Raw genomic sequence first — 20,231 nt, 5'->3', positions numbered from 1 at the left:
TGGCCCAAGCAGTATTCAGGTGACCGCACATGAATGATTTACAGCTCGACGACTTCAAAACCGACGAAAACGCCGCCATGGTGTTGTTGGTGGACGATCAGGCGATGATCGGCGAGGCAGTGCGGCGTGGTTTGTCGAACGAAGAAAACATCGACTTCCATTTCTGCGCCGACCCGCACCAGGCCATCGCCCAGGCGATCCGCATCAAGCCGACCGTAATCCTTCAGGATCTGGTCATGCCCGGCCTCGACGGCCTGAGCCTGGTGCGCGAATACCGTAATCACCCGGCGACCAAGGACATTCCGATCATTGTCCTGTCGACCAAGGAAGACCCAATGATCAAGAGCGCGGCGTTTGCCGCCGGCGCCAATGATTACCTGGTCAAGCTGCCGGACAACATCGAACTGGTGGCGCGCATCCGCTATCACTCGCGCTCCTACATGACCCTGCTGCAGCGTGACGCGGCGTATCGCGCGCTGCGGGTCAGTCAGCAGCAGTTGCTCGATACCAACCTGGTGCTGCAACGCTTGATGAACTCCGACGGCCTGACCGGGCTGTCGAACCGCCGGCATTTCGACGAATACCTGGAGCTGGAGTGGCGGCGTTCGCTGCGGGACCAGACCCAACTGTCGTTGCTGATGATCGATGTCGATTACTTCAAGTCCTACAACGACAGCTTTGGTCACCTCGAAGGCGATGAGGCGCTGCGCAAAGTCGCTACGGCGATTCGCGACGCCAGCTCCAGACCGTCGGACTTGCCGGCCCGTTACGGCGGCGAAGAGTTCGTCCTGGTCCTGCCCAACACCTCACCGGGTGGTGCGCGGCTGGTGGCGGAAAAACTTCGCCAGACCGTGGCCGGGTTGAAGATCCCGCACATTTTCCCGACCGAAGGTTCGAGCCTGACCATCAGCATCGGCCTGTCGACCATGACCCCGCAGCCGGGCAGCGATTGCCGGCAATTGATCCTGGCGGCGGACAAGGGGCTGTATCTGGCGAAGAACAATGGGCGTAATCAGGTGGGGATTGAATGAACCATCCAGGTTCATTCGCCGCTAAAGCCGCCAGGCGGGCTGCCTTGACAGCCTGATTACGGTATACTCGCCGGCTTTCAAAAGTTCGCCAACGAGTGCTGCCCGCCATGGAAATCAACCCGATCCTTAACAGTATCAAGGACCTGTCCGAGCGCTCCGAAACTATTCGGGGGTATCTTTGACTACGATCAAAAGCATGAGCGTCTGACTGAAGTCAATCGCGAGCTTGAAGATCCGTCTGTCTGGAACAACCCGTCGTACGCTCAGGAGCTGGGCCGCGAGCGGTCGCTACTGGCTCAGATCGTCGAAACCCTCGACGAAATGCACAGCGGCCTGGCCGATGCCAAAGACCTGCTGCTGATGTCTGCCGAAGAAGAAGACCAGGCCGCCGTCGATGACGTCGCTGCCGAAGTCGAGCGTCTGCGCGAATCCCTGGAAAAACTCGAATTCCGTCGCATGTTCAGCGGTGAGATGGACGCCAACAACGCCTACCTGGACATCCAGGCCGGCTCCGGCGGTACCGAGGCCCAGGACTGGGCCAACATCCTGCTGCGCATGTACCTTCGCTGGGCCGACAAACGCGGTTTCGACGCGACCATCATGGAGCTGTCGGCCGGTGAAGTGGCCGGTATCAAAGGCGCTACCGTGCACATCAAGGGCGAATATGCCTTTGGCTGGCTGCGTACCGAAATCGGCGTGCACCGTCTGGTGCGCAAGAGCCCGTTCGACTCCGGCAACCGTCGTCACACCTCGTTCTCGGCCGTGTTCGTGTCGCCGGAAATCGATGACAACATCGAAATCGACATCAACCCGTCGGACCTGCGCATCGACACCTACCGCTCCTCAGGGGCCGGTGGTCAGCACGTTAACACCACCGACTCGGCCGTACGGATTACTCACGTACCGACCAACACCGTGGTCAGCTGCCAGAACGAACGTTCCCAGCATGCGAACAAAGACACCGCGATGAAAATGTTGCGGGCGCGTTTGTATGAGCAGGAAGTGCAGAAGCGCAACGCCGCTTCCCAGGCCCTGGAAGACACCAAGTCGGACATCGGCTGGGGTCATCAGATCCGTTCGTACGTGCTCGATGCCTCGCGGATCAAGGATCTGCGTACCAACATCGAACGCAGCGACTGCGACAAGGTGCTCGACGGCGACATCGACGAATACCTGGTGGCGAGCCTGAAACAAGGCCTGTAAGCCATGTAATACCGGATCGCCTGACAACGCGCGATCCCTGTGGGAGCGGGCTTGCCCGCGATCCCCAGCCGCAGGCTGGGGACAACGAACCTGATGGAATATTTAAAGACATGAGCGACCTACAACTCGACCCGCAAGCCCTGCAACAGGAAGAAAACTCCCTGATCGCCCTGCGCAAGGAAAAGCTTGCTGCCGAGCGCGCCAAGGGCAATGCCTTCCCCAACGACTTCCGCCGCGACAATTACTGCGAAGATTTGCAGAAACAGTACGCGGACAAGACCAAGGAAGAGCTGGCAGAGGCTGCGATCCCGGTCAAGGTGGCGGGTCGCATCATGCTCAACCGTGGCTCGTTCATGGTGATTCAGGACATGACCGGGCGGATTCAGGTTTACGTCAACCGTAAAACCTTGTCCGAAGACACCCTGGCCGCGGTGAAAACCTGGGACATGGGCGACATCATCGCAGCCGTTGGCACCCTGGCACGTTCCGGCAAGGGCGACCTGTACGTTGAAATGACCAGCGTGCGTCTGCTGACCAAATCCCTGCGCCCGCTGCCGGACAAGCACCACGGCCTGACCGACACCGAACAGCGTTACCGTCAGCGTTACGTTGACCTGATCGTCAACGAAGATGTGCGCCAGACCTTCCGCGTTCGCTCGCAAGTCATCGCGCACATCCGCAGCTTCCTGATGAAGCGCGACTTCCTGGAAGTGGAAACGCCGATGCTGCAAACCATTCCAGGCGGCGCGGCGGCCAAGCCGTTCGAGACTCACCACAACGCGCTGGACATGGAAATGTTCCTGCGTATCGCGCCTGAGTTGTACCTCAAGCGCTTGGTAGTCGGCGGTTTCGAGAAAGTGTTCGAGATCAACCGCAACTTCCGTAACGAAGGCGTTTCGACGCGTCACAACCCTGAATTCACCATGTTGGAGTTCTACCAGGCTTACGCCGACTACGAAGACAACATGGACCTGACCGAAGAGCTGTTCCGCGAACTGGCTCAGCTGGTTCTGGGCAGCACCGACGTGCCGTACGGCGATAAGGTGTTCCACTTCGGCGAGCCGTTCGTGCGTCTGTCGGTGTTTGATTCGATCCTCAAGTACAACCCTGAGCTGACCGCTGACGACCTGACTGACATCGACAAGGCCCGCACCATCGCCAAGAAGGCCGGCGCCAAGGTGCTGGGCTTTGAAGGTCTGGGCAAACTGCAGGTGATGATTTTCGAAGAGCTGGTCGAGCACAAGCTGGAGCAGCCGCACTTCATCACCCAGTACCCGTTCGAAGTGTCGCCGCTGGCCCGTCGTAACGACGAGAACCCGAACGTCACTGATCGTTTCGAACTGTTCATTGGTGGTCGTGAAATCGCCAACGCCTACTCCGAGTTGAACGACGCGGAAGACCAGGCTGAGCGCTTCATGGCGCAGGTGGCCGACAAGGACGCTGGCGACGACGAAGCCATGCACTACGACGCCGACTTCGTTCGCGCGCTGGAGTACGGCATGCCGCCGACTGCCGGTGAAGGGATCGGCATCGACCGTCTGGTGATGTTGCTGACCAACTCACCGTCGATCCGGGACGTGATCCTGTTCCCGCACATGCGCCCGCAAGCGTAAGTGTTTCAATTAAAAAGCCGCCGATAACAGGCGGCTTTTTATTGCCTGTCTGGTACAAACGTATCAATTGGTTACTTTTGACGTTTAGAGAGGAATACCTGTCGTGAATCGTGCAATTGCTCAAGAAGGTGCAGCGGGTATCGCCACTGCGGTCGCTGAAAGTGTTCAGTACCAGGGCCGCAAGGCCAGCCGACAGGGCAGCGAACAGCGTCGACAGGACATTCTCGACGCAGCGATGCGCATTGTCGTGCGCGATGGCGTGCGGGCGGTACGGCACCGTGCAGTGGCCGCCGAGGCTTGTGTGCCGCTGTCGGCCACCACTTACTATTTCAAGGACATCGATGACCTGCTCACCGATACCTTCGCTCAATACGTGGAACGCAGCGCCGCGTTCATGGCCCGGTTGTGGGCCAGCAACGAAGGCCTGTTGCGCGAGATGGTTGTCAGCGGCGATGGCACCCCCGAGTCCCGCTCACAGCTGGCGGACGATATCGCACGGCTGATGGCTGACTATGTTCATCGGCAATTGATCAATCGCCGCGAGCACTTGATGGCCGAGCAAGCCTTCCGCCAGGAAGCCTTGCTCAACCCGCGTCTGGCGTTGTTGGTGCGCTCTCATCAGCAAATTCTCCTGCAGGGCACCTGCCAACTTTTCGAAGTATTGGGTTCCCGTGAGCCACAACAGGATGCCAAAGTGTTGACTGCGATTATCGGACGGATGGAATATCAGGGCCTGCTCAACGACGCCGAGCCTGTTGCCGAAGAGGAAATGCTCGGCATCCTCAACCGCTACATGCATTTGGTGCTGGCGTCGGTGTAACCCGGTACTCCGATCGTTCCCACGCTCTGCGTGGGAATGCCGCCCGGGACGCTCCGCGTCCCTTACCGACGTGACGCAGAGCGTCACCGGATGCATTCCCACGCAGAGCGTGGGAACGATCAATGCGCAAAAGTCGTCGTGTATCGATAGGGAGTGTTGAATGAAAGCCTGGCGCGTCATTGTGATCGCCTTGTCGATCCTGCTGCTCAGTGGCTGTCTGGTGACCTTCAAGGAGCCGCTGCCCGCCAGCGAGCCCGCGCCCAAAGGGCTGCTCGGCAAATGGACCAGCACCAATGCCTGGGGCGAGCCGATGAACCTGGAACTGACACGCATCGGCGACAATCGCTATCAGGCGATCAGCTACTTCAAGGCCAAGCCCCATGAGCGTGAAGCCTATCCCTTCACCGTGTCGCGCCATGGCAATCGCTGGTACCTGTCGGCGAAAGTGCCGGCGCAGTTCGGCGGGAATTTCACCATCACCGGTTTCGAACTCAACGATAAGCACGAACTGGTGGTCTACAACCTCGACCTCGAGCAGATCAAGCAGGCCATGGGCCAAGAAGCCCTCAGTGGCCAAGGCTTCCGGACCGATGACGGCGACGGGGTGTTGATCAACAACAGCCTGGATCAGGTGTTCGCCTACCTCGATGACCCGGCCAATTCCGATGTTTTCGTCGAAGCGGTGCGCTACCAGCGCCTGGCCAAAACCAAATAAACCCAGCACGTAACGGTTTTACTACAGGAGTTTCGGGTGGACGAATACCAGCAGACGATACGCATTTTGTCCGATCGCATAGTGCTGGCGCAGACGCCGATTCGCGTTCTGGATGCGGTCAAGTGGGACGACAGCATTCGCAAGGGGTTCTTCAAAGGCAAGGGCAAGGAAATGCCGGCCGTGGACCGCGACTATTACCTCAATCGACCGCTGGCATTTGATTCCAGCAAAGTGAAGCTGGAATTCCAGAACATCGAGCGCGACATCACCCGCCAGCTCGGCCAGTTCAACCCGGTCGGCCAGATCATGCGCCGCATGTGCAAGGAATACCGGATGGTGGTGCGCATGCTCGAAGCGCGCGGCACCGAGGATTTCGGGCTGATTTCCCAGGAATTGTATGGCGCGGCGTCCGATGCGTTTCACGCCGGCGATCCGACCCTGGCCGACCTGGGCCTGATGCTCTCCGATTACCTGAACAATATCGATGGCCGAGGCGATCTCAAGGACGAACCGAAAGTCCTCACCGCCAAGGAAGCCGTCGACCTGCTGCAACATCGGTTGAACAAGGTGTTTGGCGAAAACGAGGAAACCATTCGGGTATTCGAATCCGACGGGATCGTCGCCGATGCGGCGGCCGGCGCCGACTACATCAAGATCCGCGCCGACGCGATGTTCAACGACCGCGACGTGCGTGCGCTGGAAGTCCACGAAGGGCTGGTGCATGTGGGCACCACGCTCAACGGCCTGAATCAGCCGATCTGCACCTTCCTGTCCAAAGGCCCGCCGTCGTCCACCGTGACCCAGGAAGGCCTGGCGATCCTGATGGAAATCATCACCTTCGCCTCCTATCCGAGCCGCCTGCGCAAACTGACCAACCGCACTCGTGCCATTCATATGGTGGAGGAGGGCGCGGACTTCTTGCAGATCTACGATTTCTTCTGTGAGCAAGGCTTCGAAATGGCCGAAAGCTACGGCAACGCCAGTCGGGTTTTCCGTGGCTCGGTGCCGACCGGTCTGCCATTTACCAAAGACTTGTCCTACCTCAAGGGCTTTATCATGGTTTACAACTACATTCAGTTGGCCGTGCGTAAAGGCAAATTGGAGCAGATACCGCTATTGTTTTGCGGCAAGACCACGCTGGAAGACATGCGGACCTTGCGCCAATTGGTGGACGAAGGCCTGGTGGTGCCGCCCAAGTACCTGCCCGACCAATTCCGCGACATGAACGCGTTGTCGGCCTGGATGTGCTTCTCCAACTTCCTCAACCACCTGAGCCTGGACCGTATCGAAGCGGATTACTCCAATATCTTGTGAGCAATAAATCCCCCTGTGGGAGCGGGCTTGCCCGCGATAGCGATGTCACAGTCAACATTAATGTTGAATGCTAAGCCGCCATCGCGGGCAAGCCCGCTCCCACAGGTAAGTCATTTATCACAGGATCGTGTTTCAACCCCTATTTTTGCGAGGCTTCACCGGATGAGAATCCTCGGCATCTTTTGCCTGCTCCTGGCCCTCGGCGGTTGCAGCTCTTTGCTGTTCTACCCCGAGCCCGGCCAGCCGTTCACCCCGGCAAAAGCCAAACTCGAATTCCGCGATGTCACCCTGACCACCGCTGACGGCCTCAAGCTGCATGGCTGGTGGCTGCCGGCGAAAAAAGGTGTCGAGGTCAAAGGCACGGTGCTGCATTTGCACGGCAACGGCGGCAACCTGGCGTGGCATTTGGGTGGGAGCTGGTGGTTGCCGGAGCAGGGCTATCAGGTGTTGCTGGTGGACTATCGCGGGTACGGTTGGTCCGAAGGTAAACCGGCGTTGCCGGCGATCTATCAGGACATCGATGCCGCATTCAAATGGCTCGACCAGGCCCCGGAGGTCAAGGGCAAGCCGCTGATTCTTCTCGGTCAGAGCCTTGGTGGTTCGATGGCCGTGCATTTCCTGGCCCAGCACCCCGAGCGCCAGCGGCAACTCAAGGCTTTCGTGCTCGATGGCGTGCCTGCCAGTTACCGCGATGTCGGGCGTTTCGCCCTGAGCACGTCGTGGATGACCTGGCCGTTCCAGGTGCCGTTGTCCTGGTTGGTGCCGGACGGCGACAGCGCGATCCATTCCATGAAGCAGCTCAACGGTGTGCCGAAACTGATCTATCACAGTATCGATGATCAGCTGGTGCCCCTTTCCAATGGCATCCGACTGTATCAAGCTGCGCCGCCGCCGCGAGTGCTGCAACTGACCCGGGGCGGTCATGTGCAAACCTTCGCCGACCCGGTCTGGCAAAAGGTCATGCTGCGTTACCTCGAAGACCCCCAGCATTTCGACGGTCTGCGCCGCTTGGGTGAAATCCCCAATTACCCGGCACCCCAGAATTCTGAAGATGAACCACCAGAGAGTCCGCAATGAGTGAAGAACGTAACGCTATCCCGCTGATCATCACCGGTATCTGCAGCATCCTCGGCACCGTCGGTGCCTTGTGGTGGTACGGCTACCTGCACTTCGCCAAACCCGAAGATGCGCTGCTGCTCAGCGACTTCACCATGCTCAAGACCGTGCCGGGCGAAGACTATAAAGTTTCCCTGGAACCAGCCCCGCAAGTGGCCCAGTGCATCGATGGCGTGCTGGTGCTGTTCGACACCGAACAGAAAGGCCTGACCGGCGTGCTGATCAACGGCAAGAAAAAAGCCGTGCGCTGCATGGGTCAGGAAACCCCGCAAAAACTTGAGCAATAACGCCGGTCGTACACAAATGCTGTGTTCACCGAAGATCCAATGTGGGAGCGGGCTTGCTCGCGAAAGCGGCATAACATTCAACATCTCTGTTGTTTGACAGACCGCTTTCGCGAGCAAGCCCGCTCCCACAGGTTCAGTGATCGTCAAATAAAAAGAGCCCCGCCTGATCAATTCAGGCGGGGCTTTTAAGTATCAGCGTGGTCCGCTTACTTGGCGCTGATCGCCGAACGCGGTACGACCGGCTGATTGTCGTTGGAAATGGTCACTTCCACCCGACGGTTCATTGCGCGGCCCGAAACACTGGAGTTCTCCGCAACCGGGTATTCCTTGCCATAACCCTGGGCCACGATGCGCGCAGGGTCGACACCCATCTTGATCAGGGCCACTTGCACCGAGGTCGCACGACGCTCGGACAGCGACTGGTTGTACGACGCCGAGCCGGTGCTATCGGTGTAGCCTTCGACGATCACTTTACGGTCCGGGTTTTCCTGAAGGAACTGCGCCAGTTTGTTGATATTCACCAAACCGTTGGACTTCAGTTCCGCCTTGTTGGTGGCGAACAGCACATCACCAAACGTTACCAACGTGCCGCGATCGGTCTGTTTGGCGTTCAGGCTGTCTTGCAGCTGTTTGATTTGCTGGTCGCGGGCTTCCAGACGAGCCTGAGCCCGTTGTGCAGCTGCATTTTTCAGGTCGTTTTCAGCGGTGCGCAGGGCGATGGTCTGTTTGGCCACTTCAACGCGCTGATTGGTCAGGTAAGCCAGTTGGTCGACCTTGGCCTGGTCTTCCCTGTCCTGGTAAGCCTTGTCGGCCTTGTCCAGGTATTCGCTGGCGTCTTTGGTTTCCAGCGCCGCGACTTTGCTGGCTTGCGGGTTGGCTTGCAGGCCGGCGTAGTTGGTGCGGGCTTGCTCCAGGTTCGCGTTGGGCGGTGTGGAGCAGGCAGCCAGTGCAACACTTGCGGCCAGGAGGGCGGGGATCATCAATTGTTTGCGCATAATGGTTCGTCCTTTCTATCGATAAGAGTTTCAGGTCTGAAAATCGGGATGCGCGCTTACTGCACGGGGCGCTGACTTTCCTGACGCAGTTCCTGAACACCTTTCTGGGAGTCCTTCACAGCTTGTTCGGCTTTCATCGCCTGAGCTTTGCGCTCGGCGACGCGGGCGTCCCACTCGGCTTGCTCGGCCAGCATTCTGGCTTCGTCATACTTTTTGTCATGCATGGCGATTTCGGCTTGTTTGAGCTTGTCCTGGGCGGCCTTCATTTCTACCGCGGCGAATTCGGTACCGCCGGCGCTGACAGCGTTGTTCACGGCAGATTGGGTGACGGCGTATTGCTCGCTCGGCGGGTTACCGGCGCAACCGGCCAGAACGAAGCTGCTGCCGATGGTCAGGGCCGCCAGTTTGAGACCGCGCAGGTGGGTAAACGAGGATGATGCGGTGCTGGTCTTCATGGTCTTCAACTCCATTGGATAACTCCTGAAAAACATCTGAATCCATCCTGGGCAAGGAGCCGCAACCTTCAATTTCCAGAGCATTTTGAAACGGCCGTCCCAGGCGTGGTTATTGGGTTGACCCGAAGTGTTTTTCAAAAGTTCAGAGAAGATGGCCTATCGCCCGAAAAAACCTGATCGAGAAGGCAAGGCTCTAAACTGGGAATTTTAGCGATATGCAGTGGTATACCCGACCGTTTCATGGCCCGGGAATACGCAATTATCGAAGGAGTATGCAAGCCAATGTGGGAGCGGGCTTGCTCGCGAAAGCGGCTTAACATTCAGCATCTCTGTTGTCTGACACACCGCTTTCGCGAGCAAGCCCGCTCCCACAAGTTCGGCGGCAAATTCAGTGTTTTTGCGTGTCGTTATCGTCCGACAAATCATGCAAATGACGCCGGGACAAGGCGAGAAAACGCGGGGTCGCACCGACGTCTTCGTACAGCGGGTCGCCTTCTTCGTCAGTGGCCACCACCGTTGAGCCTTTCACGTACGGAAAACTCGCTTCGAGATCTTCGAGGGCGGCGCCGATCAACTCGCCGAGCAGTTCTTCGGGGTGCCGTTTGGGGTACATCTCGATAATCGCCGCCAGCCGTGCGGCGGCCTCCACGTCCAGACGAATCGTGTAGCCCGAGTCGGTCAGGCGACCCTTGGCATTTTCTTCCCAGTGCTTGGCGAGCTCGCGGATTTTCATAATGACCTCATGGCGCACCTGCTCGTGGCAGGCCGGGTGAGTGTGCGGCGGTGGCCGGCGGCAAACCGTTGTACGGCTTATTGTTGAGACTAGCTGTAACGCCCTGTGTTTGAAGTCCCTTCGTCAGCTTGTAAGAAGCGCTTTACGACGGCACTCTCTATATCAGAGCCTCTAACAACCAAGCATAGCCGCCCCGGATTTTCGCTGGAGAATTGCTGATGACCGATATTGATGCACGCTTGCGCGAGGACGTTCACCTGTTGGGTGAGCTGTTGGGCAATACCATTCGTGAGCAGTACGGGGACGACTTTCTCGACAAGATCGAGCAGATCCGCAAAGGCGCCAAGGCCGACCGTCGCGGTTCGATGGACGCCGAACTCAGCGCCAGCCTCAACCAGTTGAGCGAAGACGAGTTGCTGCCGGTGGCGCGAGCGTTCAACCAGTTCCTCAACCTGGCCAATATCGCCGAGCAATATCAGCTGATTCATCGCCGCGAAGAATCACAACCCGCGCCGTTCGAGGCCCGGGTATTGCCGGAACTGCTCGCTCGCCTGCTGACTGCTGGGCATGATGCCGAGTCCCTGGCGCGGCAATTGGGGCGGCTGGAAATCGAGCTGGTATTGACCGCGCATCCTACCGAAGTGGCGCGTCGCACGCTGATTCAGAAGTACGACGCGATCGCCGCGCAACTGGCCGCTCAGGACCACCGTGACCTGACCAGCGCCGAGCGCGAGCAGATCAAGACGAAGTTACAGCGCCTGATCGCTGAAGCCTGGCACACCGAAGAAATCCGCCGTACCCGTCCCACGCCAGTGGACGAAGCCAAGTGGGGCTTTGCGGTGATCGAGCATTCGCTGTGGCAGGCGATTCCCAATTATTTGCGCAAGGCCGATCAGGCTCTGCATGCCGCCACTGGCCTGCACTTGCCACTGGAGGCTGCGCCGATTCGCTTTGCCTCATGGATGGGCGGCGATCGCGACGGCAACCCCAACGTCACCGCCGCCGTGACCCGTGAAGTGTTGCTGCTGGCGCGCTGGATGGCCGCCGATTTGTATCTGCGCGATGTTGATCACCTCGCCGCCGAGTTGTCGATGCAGCAGGCCAGTGGCGAGCTGAAAGCCAAGGCCGGCGACAGCGCCGAGCCTTACCGCGCAGTACTCAAACAACTGCGTGAACGCTTGCGCGCGACCCGTAATTGGGCCCACGCATCCCTGACGGCAACCACGCCAGCGTCGGCCGATGTGCTGCAAAACAATCGTGACCTACTGGACCCGCTGGAGCTCTGCTATCACTCGCTGCATGAGTGCGGCATGGGCGTCATCGCCGATGGCCCGTTGCTCGATTGCCTGCGCCGCGCGGTGACGTTCGGGCTGTTTCTGGTGCGCCTCGATGTGCGACAAGACTCGTCGCGCCACACAGCGGCCATGACCGAAATCACCGATTACCTCGGCCTGGGCCGTTATGAGGACTGGAGCGAAGAGGATCGCATCGCCTTCCTGATGCGTGAACTGAACAATCGCCGGCCATTGCTGCCGGCGTACTTCAAGCCGTCCGCCGACACCGCCGAAGTGCTGGCGACGTGCCGGGAAATCGCCGCGGCACCGGGGGCCTCCCTCGGTTCGTATGTGATTTCCATGGCCGGTGCCGCTTCTGACGTGCTGGCTGTGCAATTACTGCTCAAAGAATCCGGCGTATTGCGGCCGATGCGCGTGGTGCCGCTGTTCGAAACCCTAGCTGACCTCGATAACGCCGGCCCGGTGATTGAAAAACTCTTGCTGCTGCCGGGCTATCGCTCGCGCCTGCAAGGGCCGCAGGAAGTGATGATCGGTTATTCCGACTCGGCCAAGGACGCCGGCACCACCGCAGCGGCCTGGGCGCAGTATCGGGCGCAGGAGCGCTTGGTCGACATCTGTCGCGAACAACAAGTGGAACTACTGTTGTTCCATGGTCGCGGTGGCACCGTGGGCCGTGGCGGTGGCCCGGCGCACGCGGCGATTCTGTCGCAGCCGCCGGGGTCGGTGGCGGGGCGTTTCCGCACCACCGAGCAGGGGGAAATGATTCGTTTCAAATTCGGCCTGCCGGACATCGCCGAGCAAAACCTCAATCTGTACCTGGCGGCGGTGCTGGAGGCGACCTTGCTGCCACCGCCTCCGCCTGAGCCTGCCTGGCGGCATTTGATGGACGAATTGGCCGTCGATGGCGTCAAGGCTTACCGCGCCGTGGTGCGGGAAAATCCGCAGTTCGTCGAGTATTTCCGCCAGTCCACTCCGGAGCAGGAGCTGGGGCGTTTGCCTTTGGGCAGCCGCCCGGCCAAGCGCCGCGCTGGCGGGATTGAAAGCCTGCGCGCCATTCCATGGATCTTCGGCTGGACCCAGACGCGCCTGATGTTGCCGGCCTGGCTTGGCTGGGAAGCGGCATTGAGCAAGGCACTGGAGCGTGGCGAGGGTGAGCTGCTGGGGCAGATGCGCGAGCAGTGGCCGTTCTTCCGTACCCGCATCGACATGCTGGAAATGGTGCTGGCCAAGGCCGACGCCGATATCGCTCAATCTTACGATGAGCGCCTGGTCGAGCCGGAACTGCTTCCTTTGGGCGCGCATTTACGCGACCTATTGTCGCAGGCGTGTGCGGTGGTCCTGGGGTTGACCGGTCAGTCGCAGCTACTGGCACATAGCCCTGCCACCCTTGAATTCATCCGCCTGCGCAACACTTATCTCGACCCGCTGCATCTATTGCAGGCCGAACTGTTGGCACGTTCGCGGCAACAGGATGTAGCCCAGGGCAGCCCGGTAGAACAGGCGCTGCTGGTGTCTGTGGCGGGGATTGCCGCCGGTTTGCGAAATACCGGCTAAGGTTTTTGTCGTGGGGGACAGGCACCCGGCGCGAGCGTCGAGTGCCTGCTGGCGAGCGGTCGAAAAGGTCTGTCACGCGACAGTTAATGATGGGGTTGCGACTTGGGGTACCCCTTCGCAGGGGCTCGTCAGATGCAGGTTTCTCCGACTTTCGGCGGCTTGTGTGGGCAGGGCCTGCTGTGTATCTTGATCAGCCTTTGGCCGTTTGGGCGGTCGCGATCCTATTTTTGAGATTGGCCCCACGAGGCGAATCTGACGTTATCTATATAAAAAATTGAGGAGCACATCGATGCGCGTCATTCTGCTGGGAGCTCCCGGGGCCGGTAAAGGTACTCAGGCTAAGTTCATCACCGAGAAATTCGGCATTCCGCAAATCTCCACCGGCGACATGCTGCGTGCTGCTGTAAAAGCCGGTACCGAGCTGGGCGTTAAAGCCAAAGGCATCATGGATGCTGGTGGTCTGGTCTCTGACGATCTGATCATCGCCTTGGTCAAGGACCGTATCGCGCAGCCTGACTGTGCCAACGGTTTCCTGTTCGACGGTTTCCCGCGCACCATTCCGCAAGCTGAAGCGCTGGTAGAAGCTGGTGTGGAGCTGGACAACGTGGTCGAAATCGCCGTCGATGACGAAGAAATCGTTCAACGTATCGCCGGTCGTCGCGTTCACGAGGCCAGCGGCCGCGTGTACCACACCGTCTACAACCCGCCAAAAATCGCCGGCAAAGACGACATCACCGGCGAAGAGCTGGTGCAGCGCAAGGACGACACCGAAGAAACCGTGCGTCATCGCCTGTCTGTCTACCACTCCCAGACCAAACCACTGGTGGAGTTCTACCAGGGGCTGTCCTCTGCGCAGGGCAAGCCGAAATACAGCCATATTCCGGGTGTTGGCTCGGTTGAAGTGATCACCGGCAAGGTGCTTGAAGCACTGAGCTGAAAAGTCTGATCGGCTTCATCTTCTACGGCCCGCTTGCGGGCCGTAGTTGTTTATACTGGCGCACTTTTTCAGACCTCTCTTACGGAAACATCGATGAGCACCTTGCTGGCCCTGGACACCGCGACTGAAGCTTGCTCCGTTGCTTTGCTGCATAACGGCAAAGTCACGAGTCATTACGAGGTGATCCCGCGCCTGCATGCGCAGAAGCTGCTGCCGATGATCCAGCAACTGCTGGCCGATGCCGGGACCACGCTGCAAGCGGTCGATGCCATTGCGTTCGGCCGTGGTCCGGGCGCATTCACCGGTGTGCGGATCGCCATCGGCGTGGTCCAGGGCTTGGCGTTTGCGCTGGATCGCCCGGTGTTGCCAGTCTCCAATCTCGCCGTACTTGCCCAGCGGGCCTATCGCGAACACGGCGTCAGCCAGGTCGCGGCGGCTATCGATGCGCGCATGGATGAGGTGTATTGGGGTTGCTACCGCGAAACGGCGGGGGAGATGCGGTTGGTGGGCAACGAAGCTGTGTTACCGCCCGAAGTCGCCGCATTGCCGGCCGATGCCAGCGGCGAGTGGTTCGGCGCGGGCACCGGTTGGGGGTATGCAGAGCGCATTGCCGTCAACCTGAGCGGGCAAGATGCGGGCATGCTGCCCCACGCCGAAGACCTGCTGACTCTGGCGCGCTTTGCCTGGGAACGCGGCGAAGCGATCGTGGCTGATGAGGCGCAGCCGGTGTATCTGCGCGATAAAGTTGCGACGCCCAAAGCGCGTTAATCCTTGATATCGAGTTGATCCCTTCGCGGGCAAGCCTCGCTCCTACAGGTTTTGTAGCCAGTCGAAATATCGGCGATATCCTGTAGGAGCGAGGCTTGCCCGCGAAGGCGATCTCCCAGTGATAGCCAATCGTCAGTTTTCTACCCGCCGCTTTTAAACCTTTTCGCTTTTCTGTGTTCTAGTTATCACTCGGCAGTTTGCGAAGTGGGCGATGTGCCACTAAGCTGCCATCATCGATACCGAGCATGCACTTATGCGTATAGACGGCCTTTCCTCTCAGTCCTACCCCATCAAGCGCAAACCTCGCAAAGGCCATGTGTCTGAGGATGACTCCGTCGATATCGACGGCGAGCTGGAATTCCCTACCGAAGAGCAATTGGCCGCCCGCGCCGCCAAAGCCTCCGCGCAACGCCTGAGCAATCTCCCCGCTCGTCAACAAGACATGATTTATCACCGCGCCATGAGCAAAAGCGTGGCGATGGCACTGGCCAGCTACCTGAGCACCGCCACTTTTGTCGATTGGGATGCGGATGTACTGGGTCTCGATCTGTACATCTGATGCTGCCTTACTACCTCGGCTGCCCATCCTGGAGTGAAAACACCTGGCGCGATTACTTGTATCCGCAAGACGCCAGGCCCGCCGAGTTTCTCAATCTTTATTCTCAAGTGTTCAACGCCGTGGAAGGCAATACGACCTTCTACGCGAGCCCCTCTGCCGGCACCGTGCAGCGTTGGGCCGAGACCATGCCCGAGCACTTTCGCTTTACCGCCAAGTTCCCCGGCGACATCAGCCACAGCGGTGACCTGCGCGAACAATTGACCGCCGCCGAAACCTTCCTGCAATTGCTCAGCCCTCTGGGTGAGCGGGTTTCTCCCCTCTGGCTGCAATTATCGAAAAGCTTCACCCCTCAGCGCTTGTCCGAGCTAGCCGTTTTTATCGACGCGGTGGACCGGCCTTTGGCGGTCGAAGTGCGGCACGATGAGTTCTTCGCCAAGGGCGATGCCGAGCGAATGCTCAATCGTCTGTTGCTGGACCGCGGTGTCGAGCGTATCTGCCTCGATCCGCGAGCGCTGTTCAGCTGCACCTCGAGCGATCCTTCGGTGCTCCACGCCCAATCGAAAAAGCCCAGGGTGCCGCCTCGTCCTGCTGCGTTTACTCAATTCCCACAGGTGCGTTTCATCGGCCATCCGCAGCTGGAAGCCAACGATCCGTTCCTGGTGCCGTGGGTCGAGAAAATCGCTGTCTGGATCGAAGAGGGCCGCACGCCCTATATCTTCCTGCACACCGCCGATAACCTGCTGGCCGCAAAACTCGCCCAACGTTTTCACGCACAACTGATGCTGCGTTTGCCTGGCTTGCCGCCGCTGCCTGAGCTATACAGAGAACCCGCCGCCGAGCAACTTGGCTTGCTGTAGGAGCCAGGCTTGCCGGCGAAGGCATCCTTAAGAGCGCCTTCGCCGGCAAGCCTGGCTCCTACGAAAAGCGGTTTATCTTTCCCCTTTTTCAGGAGCCTGCCAATGGATGCGCAAACCCTTCGAGCCCAGGCGTTCAAAGCACTGCACGAACGCGAGGGCGCTTTTGTCATTCCCAACCCTTGGGACGCCGGCTCGGCGAAAATGCTCGCCAGCCTTGGCTTCGAGGCGCTGGCGACCACCAGTGCCGGTTACGCCTTTTCCCGGGGCCGTCCCGATGGTGGGTTGACGCTCGACGAGACTCTGGCGAACGTTGAGGCGATTGTCGCGGCCACTGATCTGCCGGTCGCGGTGGACCTCGAAAACGGTTTTGCCGACGCCCCCGCCGACTGCGCCCAAAGTATTGTGCGGGCCGCCAAGGCCGGTGCGGTCGGCGGTTCGATCGAAGATGCCACGGGGCGTGAGGACGGTCCGATCTACTGCTTCGACCATGCCGTGGCGCGTATTGAAGCTGCCGTAGCCGCAGCTCGCAGCTTGTCTTTTCCCTTCGTGCTGACGGCGCGTGCCGAGAACTATCTGCATGGCAATCCTGACCTCGACGATACTATTCGCCGCTTGCAGGCATTTGCCGAGGCGGGGGCCGACGTGCTTTACGCGCCGGGCCTGCGCAGCGCTGAAGAGGTCTTGGCGGTGGTCCGTGCCGTGGCGCCGAAACCGGTCAATGTGTTGATGTCCGGTGGGCTCAAGCTGACGGTCGAGCAGTTGAGTGAAATGGGCGTCAAACGCATCAGCGTCGGTTCGGCCCTGGCCTTGGCGGCGTATGGCGAGTTCTTCCGTGCCGCCGAGGAAATCCAGCAACACGGGACCTTCGGTTTTACCTCCCGGTCGATGCCGTTCCAGAAGGCCAATCAATTGTTCAAAGGCTAACGATGCGGTTTCGCTGGGGGCTGTTGCTGGTGCTATTGATCATCGGCGCTGCCGGGTTGAGCGTCTGGCGCGGCTGGGTTTCCATTCCCCCGCAATGGAACCCTTGGGCGCCGCTGGACGTGAAGGCCGAACCGAACCTGCTGACCCGCTACAAACTGATGCGTCTGCGCGATGATCCGCAGTTATGCGATCAGGCCCTGAGCAGCTCCGGATTACGTGTAAGCCATCAGGCCGACAGCCCGGACGCAGCCTGCCCGTTGACCAACACCTTACGTGTGCAAGGTGGCGAGGCGGCGCTGAGCAGCAGTTTCCTCGCCAGTTGCAGCCTGGCGGTAGCGTTTGCCTTGTTCGAGCGCCACGCCCTGCAACCGGCGGCTCAGGCTGTCTACGGGCAGGCTGTGAAACGGGTCGACCATCTCGGCAGCTTTGCCTGTCGCAACGTCTACAACCGCGAAAACAGCAGACGCAGCCAGCATGCCACGGCCGATGCGCTGGATATCAGCGGATTCCGGCTGGCGGACGGCCGATTCATCAGCGTGCTCAAGGATTGGCCGAAGGATAATCAGGACGCGCGATTTCTCCGTCAGGTCCGCGACGGCGCTTGCGACATATTCAGCGTGGTATTGAGCCCGGACTACAACGCCGCCCATCGCAATCACTTTCATGTGGATGTCGGGCCGTGGTGGCGGTGTCGCTGAAGGATTATGCGGCGATGCGCAGGTTCTGCAGAACGATTGGGCGTGCCCAGCCGTTATCGAAATCGAATTGCTTCTGTTGCTCCACCAGATCTTCGGGCGAGAACGGCGGGAACGGCTTGTCCAGCAGATCGAGTTCGAACTCGGCGATTGGCAAGTGCAGCGGACGCGGTTGCGCTGCGGTGCCAGGCTCTGGCAGCGGTTGACCGGCGGTGAGCACGATCGGGCGTACCCAGCCGCTGTCGAAGTCCTGTTGTTTCTGTTGGGCGACGATTTCTTCCGGCGGGAACGGCGGGAACGGTTTGTCGGCCAGGTCCATTTCGAACTCGGCAATCGGCAGGAATAGCGGCTCTGGCGGGCGGATGGGTGTTTCGATCACATCACATTCGCGCTGGGAAATGATGTGCGCCAGCAACTCACTGCCGACGGTCGGTTCGACCGGGCTGTCGAGATCGACCGGCGGAAAGTTGAGAGACTCCGGCACGACATCGCCCGACTGATCGGCCAGGGCCTGGGCAAAAAAATCCTGCCACAGGTGACTGACGCCGCTCAGTGCTTGGGAATTTCGCAGGCCAAAATCGCCGTGGGGCGAGATATAACCTATCGATGTGCGTTGAATGTCTGACATTTCTCTCGGTCGACGCTCAGCTCTGGCAAAATGCTCGATAGTTTGGTTATCGGCCGTTTTTGCCGATCATTAATTTTTTGAGCGTGTTTCCCCATGATTGAGCAACCTGCGGCCTGCCGCATTCATGTCGAGGCCTTGGGCACGACCTTTCAGCCACAGGCCGAGCAATGGGCCGAGCGCCTGGGGTTGCCGTTGCAGGTGGATGACGGCGAGTTTGCCTTGCAGGTGGGCGAGCAGGGGTTGCAGCTGCAGCAACTCGGGCCGGACGCACCGGGACCGGTGCGGGTGGATTTTGTCGAGGGCGGCGCGGCCCATCGTCGGTTGTACGGTGGCGGCAGCGGTCAGATGATCGCCAAAGCGGTCGGCGTCGCCCAGGGCGTGCGCCCGCGCGTGCTGGACGCCACGGCAGGGTTGGGCAAGGACGCGTTCGTGCTGGCCAGCCTGGGCTGCGAGATGAGCCTGATAGAGCGCCAGCCGCTGATCGGCGCGTTGCTTGAAGATGGCCTGGCGCGCGGCGCGGAAGATTTCGACGTGGCGCCGATTGTGGCGCGGATGCGTTTGCTCAAGGGCAATTCGATCGAGGTGATGCGCAACTGGGAAGGCGAGCCGCCGCAGGTGATCTACCTCGACCCAATGTTTCCCCATCGTGAGAAAACCGCGTTGGTGAAGAAGGAAATGCGCCTGTTCCGGCCGCTGGTAGGCGATGACCCGGATGCGCCGGCCCTGCTCGAAGCGGCGTTGGCCCTGGCCAGTCATCGGGTGGTGGTCAAGCGTCCACGCAAGGCGCCGTGCATCGACGGGCCGAAGCCGAGTCATGCGCTGGATGGCAAGTCCAGCCGATACGACATCTATCCGAAGAAAGCGCTCAAGTCCTGATTCGATACTGATCGTTCCCACGCTCTGCGTGGGAATGCCTCAATGGACGCTCTGCGTCCGCTTCGAAAGGGACGCGGAGCGTCCCGGGCTGCATTCCCACGCAGAGCGTGGGAACGATCATCAGACCGACCCCGGCCGATAAGCCCGCATAAACAACCCCACCACTTCCTGCACATGGGCCTCGGCCGCATCCCCGGTCACGGGCTCGCCACAGCCATACAGCAGCCGGAAATTCCCCGCGCCCTTGAGCAGGCAAAAGAAATGCTCTGCCGCATTGCGCGGTTTATCGATGCTCAACTCGCCGCTCCGATTGACCTTGGCCAGCAAACGCTCCATGCCGTGCAACATGCGTTCTGGCCCGGCCTCGAAGAAGATTGCCGAGAGTTTCGGGTCCTGGCTGCCCAGCGTCATCATCAGCCGGTGCAGGTTCACTGATTCGTCGCTGTTGATTAGCTGATGAAAACCGTGCGCGATGTTCAGCAGCACGGTTTCCACGGCAATGCCGTCCGGCAATTCAAAAAACAGCGTGGGCAGTTGCTCCTCGCACTTGGCCATCACCGCGGCGGCGAACAGCGTCTCTTTGTCATTGAAATGGCTGTAGACCGTCAGCTTCGACACACCGGCCTCGGCCGCCACGGCATCCATGCTGGTGTTGGCGTAGCCCTTACTCAGAAACAGGATTTTCGCCGCATCGAGGATTGCCTGGCGCTTGGCCAGATCCTTGGGACGGCCTGGACCGCTGGGTGTTGAAAGATTGTTAGACATTCTTCGCTTTAATACTGGACTGGTGAGTTTGCTATTAATAACATACTGGTCAGTATAATTATTCAAAGCACCATTAGCGAAAGGTCCTTCA

General features: G+C 59.7%; 21 protein-coding genes. 16 read left to right on the top strand and 5 right to left on the bottom strand.

Annotated features, from left to right (window positions below):
- The first annotated feature begins 29 nt into the window (after window positions 1-29).
- The 8 genes from AB4O41_RS11635 (at window position 30) to AB4O41_RS11600 (ending at window position 8,099) form a co-directional block, all read left to right on the top strand.
- Window positions 30-1,031, top strand: a complete 1,002-nt coding sequence (locus AB4O41_RS11635) for a diguanylate cyclase domain-containing protein (RefSeq protein WP_460147815.1) — start codon at window positions 30-32, stop codon at window positions 1,029-1,031.
- 107 nt (window positions 1,032-1,138) lie between these two features.
- Window positions 1,139-2,234 (top strand): peptide chain release factor 2 gene (gene prfB / locus AB4O41_RS11630; RefSeq protein ID WP_095920368.1). Its coding sequence is split into 2 segments (ribosomal slippage): window positions 1,139-1,210 and window positions 1,212-2,234, totalling 1,095 coding nucleotides; the frame shifts between segments, so codons are not numbered across the junction.
- 110 nt (window positions 2,235-2,344) lie between these two features.
- Window positions 2,345-3,847: a lysine--tRNA ligase gene (gene lysS / locus AB4O41_RS11625; RefSeq protein WP_460147814.1), complete on the top strand. Its 1,503-nt coding sequence runs from the start codon at window positions 2,345-2,347 to the stop codon at window positions 3,845-3,847.
- Window positions 3,848-3,950: 103 nt separating this feature from the next.
- Window positions 3,951-4,667, top strand: coding sequence for a TetR/AcrR family transcriptional regulator (locus AB4O41_RS11620; protein WP_367374312.1), 717 nt, complete (start codon window positions 3,951-3,953; stop codon window positions 4,665-4,667).
- Window positions 4,668-4,827: 160 nt separating this feature from the next.
- On the top strand, window positions 4,828-5,382 hold the full coding sequence (locus AB4O41_RS11615; RefSeq protein WP_460147813.1) for a hypothetical protein: 555 nt from the start codon (window positions 4,828-4,830) through the stop codon (window positions 5,380-5,382).
- Between the two features lie 36 nt (window positions 5,383-5,418).
- A complete protein-coding gene (locus AB4O41_RS11610) occupies window positions 5,419-6,696 on the top strand; it encodes a flavohemoglobin expression-modulating QEGLA motif protein (RefSeq protein WP_454834018.1) in 1,278 nt (425 codons plus the stop codon).
- A 162-nt stretch (window positions 6,697-6,858) separates the two neighbouring features.
- The gene (locus tag AB4O41_RS11605) at window positions 6,859-7,773 is read left to right on the top strand and encodes an alpha/beta hydrolase (protein WP_460147812.1); all 915 of its coding nucleotides are present in this window, start codon (window positions 6,859-6,861) and stop codon (window positions 7,771-7,773) included.
- On the top strand, window positions 7,770-8,099 hold the full coding sequence (locus tag AB4O41_RS11600; protein ID WP_367374316.1) for a hypothetical protein: 330 nt from the start codon (window positions 7,770-7,772) through the stop codon (window positions 8,097-8,099). Before AB4O41_RS11605 ends, AB4O41_RS11600 begins: the two co-directional genes overlap by 4 nt.
- Before the next feature lie 206 nt (window positions 8,100-8,305).
- On the opposite strand, the gene AB4O41_RS11595 is transcribed toward AB4O41_RS11600, so the two are convergent.
- From AB4O41_RS11595 to AB4O41_RS11585, 3 genes are all read right to left on the bottom strand, one after another.
- On the bottom strand, window positions 8,306-9,094 hold the full coding sequence (locus AB4O41_RS11595) for an OmpA family protein (protein WP_460147811.1): 789 nt from the start codon (window positions 9,092-9,094) through the stop codon (window positions 8,306-8,308).
- 56 nt (window positions 9,095-9,150) lie between these two features.
- The gene (locus AB4O41_RS11590; RefSeq protein WP_460147810.1) at window positions 9,151-9,564 is read right to left on the bottom strand and encodes a DUF4398 domain-containing protein; all 414 of its coding nucleotides are present in this window, start codon (window positions 9,562-9,564) and stop codon (window positions 9,151-9,153) included.
- A gap of 373 nt (window positions 9,565-9,937) precedes the next feature.
- The gene (locus AB4O41_RS11585) at window positions 9,938-10,282 is read right to left on the bottom strand and encodes a pilin assembly protein (protein ID WP_460147809.1); all 345 of its coding nucleotides are present in this window, start codon (window positions 10,280-10,282) and stop codon (window positions 9,938-9,940) included.
- 218 nt (window positions 10,283-10,500) lie between these two features.
- Here AB4O41_RS11585 and ppc point away from each other — a divergent pair, with 218 nt between their 5' ends.
- The 7 genes from ppc to AB4O41_RS11550 all read left to right on the top strand — a co-directional run bounded on the left by ppc (window position 10,501) and on the right by AB4O41_RS11550 (window position 17,874).
- Window positions 10,501-13,131 (top strand): phosphoenolpyruvate carboxylase, encoded by a 2,631-nt coding sequence (gene ppc, locus AB4O41_RS11580; protein ID WP_460147808.1) that lies wholly within the window; start codon window positions 10,501-10,503, stop codon window positions 13,129-13,131.
- A gap of 289 nt (window positions 13,132-13,420) precedes the next feature.
- The gene (gene adk, locus AB4O41_RS11575) at window positions 13,421-14,068 is read left to right on the top strand and encodes an adenylate kinase (protein ID WP_460147807.1); all 648 of its coding nucleotides are present in this window, start codon (window positions 13,421-13,423) and stop codon (window positions 14,066-14,068) included.
- Window positions 14,069-14,161: 93 nt separating this feature from the next.
- Window positions 14,162-14,836 carry a tRNA (adenosine(37)-N6)-threonylcarbamoyltransferase complex dimerization subunit type 1 TsaB gene (tsaB, locus tag AB4O41_RS11570; RefSeq protein ID WP_460147806.1) on the top strand — a complete coding sequence of 225 codons (675 nt, stop codon included), beginning with the start codon at window positions 14,162-14,164 and terminating at the stop codon, window positions 14,834-14,836.
- Between the two features lie 253 nt (window positions 14,837-15,089).
- Window positions 15,090-15,395, top strand: coding sequence for a hypothetical protein (locus AB4O41_RS11565; protein ID WP_427625696.1), 306 nt, complete (start codon window positions 15,090-15,092; stop codon window positions 15,393-15,395).
- Window positions 15,392-16,252, top strand: coding sequence for a DUF72 domain-containing protein (locus AB4O41_RS11560; protein WP_460148333.1), 861 nt, complete (start codon window positions 15,392-15,394; stop codon window positions 16,250-16,252). Before AB4O41_RS11565 ends, AB4O41_RS11560 begins: the two co-directional genes overlap by 4 nt.
- A 102-nt stretch (window positions 16,253-16,354) precedes the next feature.
- Window positions 16,355-17,176 carry an isocitrate lyase/PEP mutase family protein gene (locus AB4O41_RS11555; RefSeq protein ID WP_460147805.1) on the top strand — a complete coding sequence of 274 codons (822 nt, stop codon included), beginning with the start codon at window positions 16,355-16,357 and terminating at the stop codon, window positions 17,174-17,176.
- Window positions 17,177-17,178: 2 nt separating this feature from the next.
- Window positions 17,179-17,874: an extensin-like domain-containing protein gene (locus AB4O41_RS11550; protein ID WP_460147804.1), complete on the top strand. Its 696-nt coding sequence runs from the start codon at window positions 17,179-17,181 to the stop codon at window positions 17,872-17,874.
- Window positions 17,875-17,878: 4 nt separating this feature from the next.
- On the opposite strand, the gene AB4O41_RS11545 is transcribed toward AB4O41_RS11550, so the two are convergent.
- Entirely contained in the window at window positions 17,879-18,499 is a 621-nt protein-coding gene (locus AB4O41_RS11545; RefSeq protein WP_460147803.1) for an energy transducer TonB, read from the bottom strand.
- A gap of 93 nt (window positions 18,500-18,592) precedes the next feature.
- On the opposite strand from AB4O41_RS11545, the gene AB4O41_RS11540 reads away from it, so the two are divergent.
- The gene (locus AB4O41_RS11540) at window positions 18,593-19,375 is read left to right on the top strand and encodes a class I SAM-dependent methyltransferase (RefSeq protein ID WP_460147802.1); all 783 of its coding nucleotides are present in this window, start codon (window positions 18,593-18,595) and stop codon (window positions 19,373-19,375) included.
- Window positions 19,376-19,495: 120 nt separating this feature from the next.
- Here the strand turns inward: AB4O41_RS11540 and AB4O41_RS11535 are convergent, their stop codons facing one another.
- A complete protein-coding gene (locus AB4O41_RS11535) occupies window positions 19,496-20,140 on the bottom strand; it encodes a TetR/AcrR family transcriptional regulator (RefSeq protein ID WP_460147801.1) in 645 nt (214 codons plus the stop codon).
- Window positions 20,141-20,231: the final 91 nt, after the last annotated feature.

The sequence above is a fragment of the Pseudomonas sp. S2_A02 genome, assembly GCF_054668495.1.
Note: the sequence above shows the minus strand (reverse complement) of the source record. Positions and strands in the feature narration are given on the sequence as shown.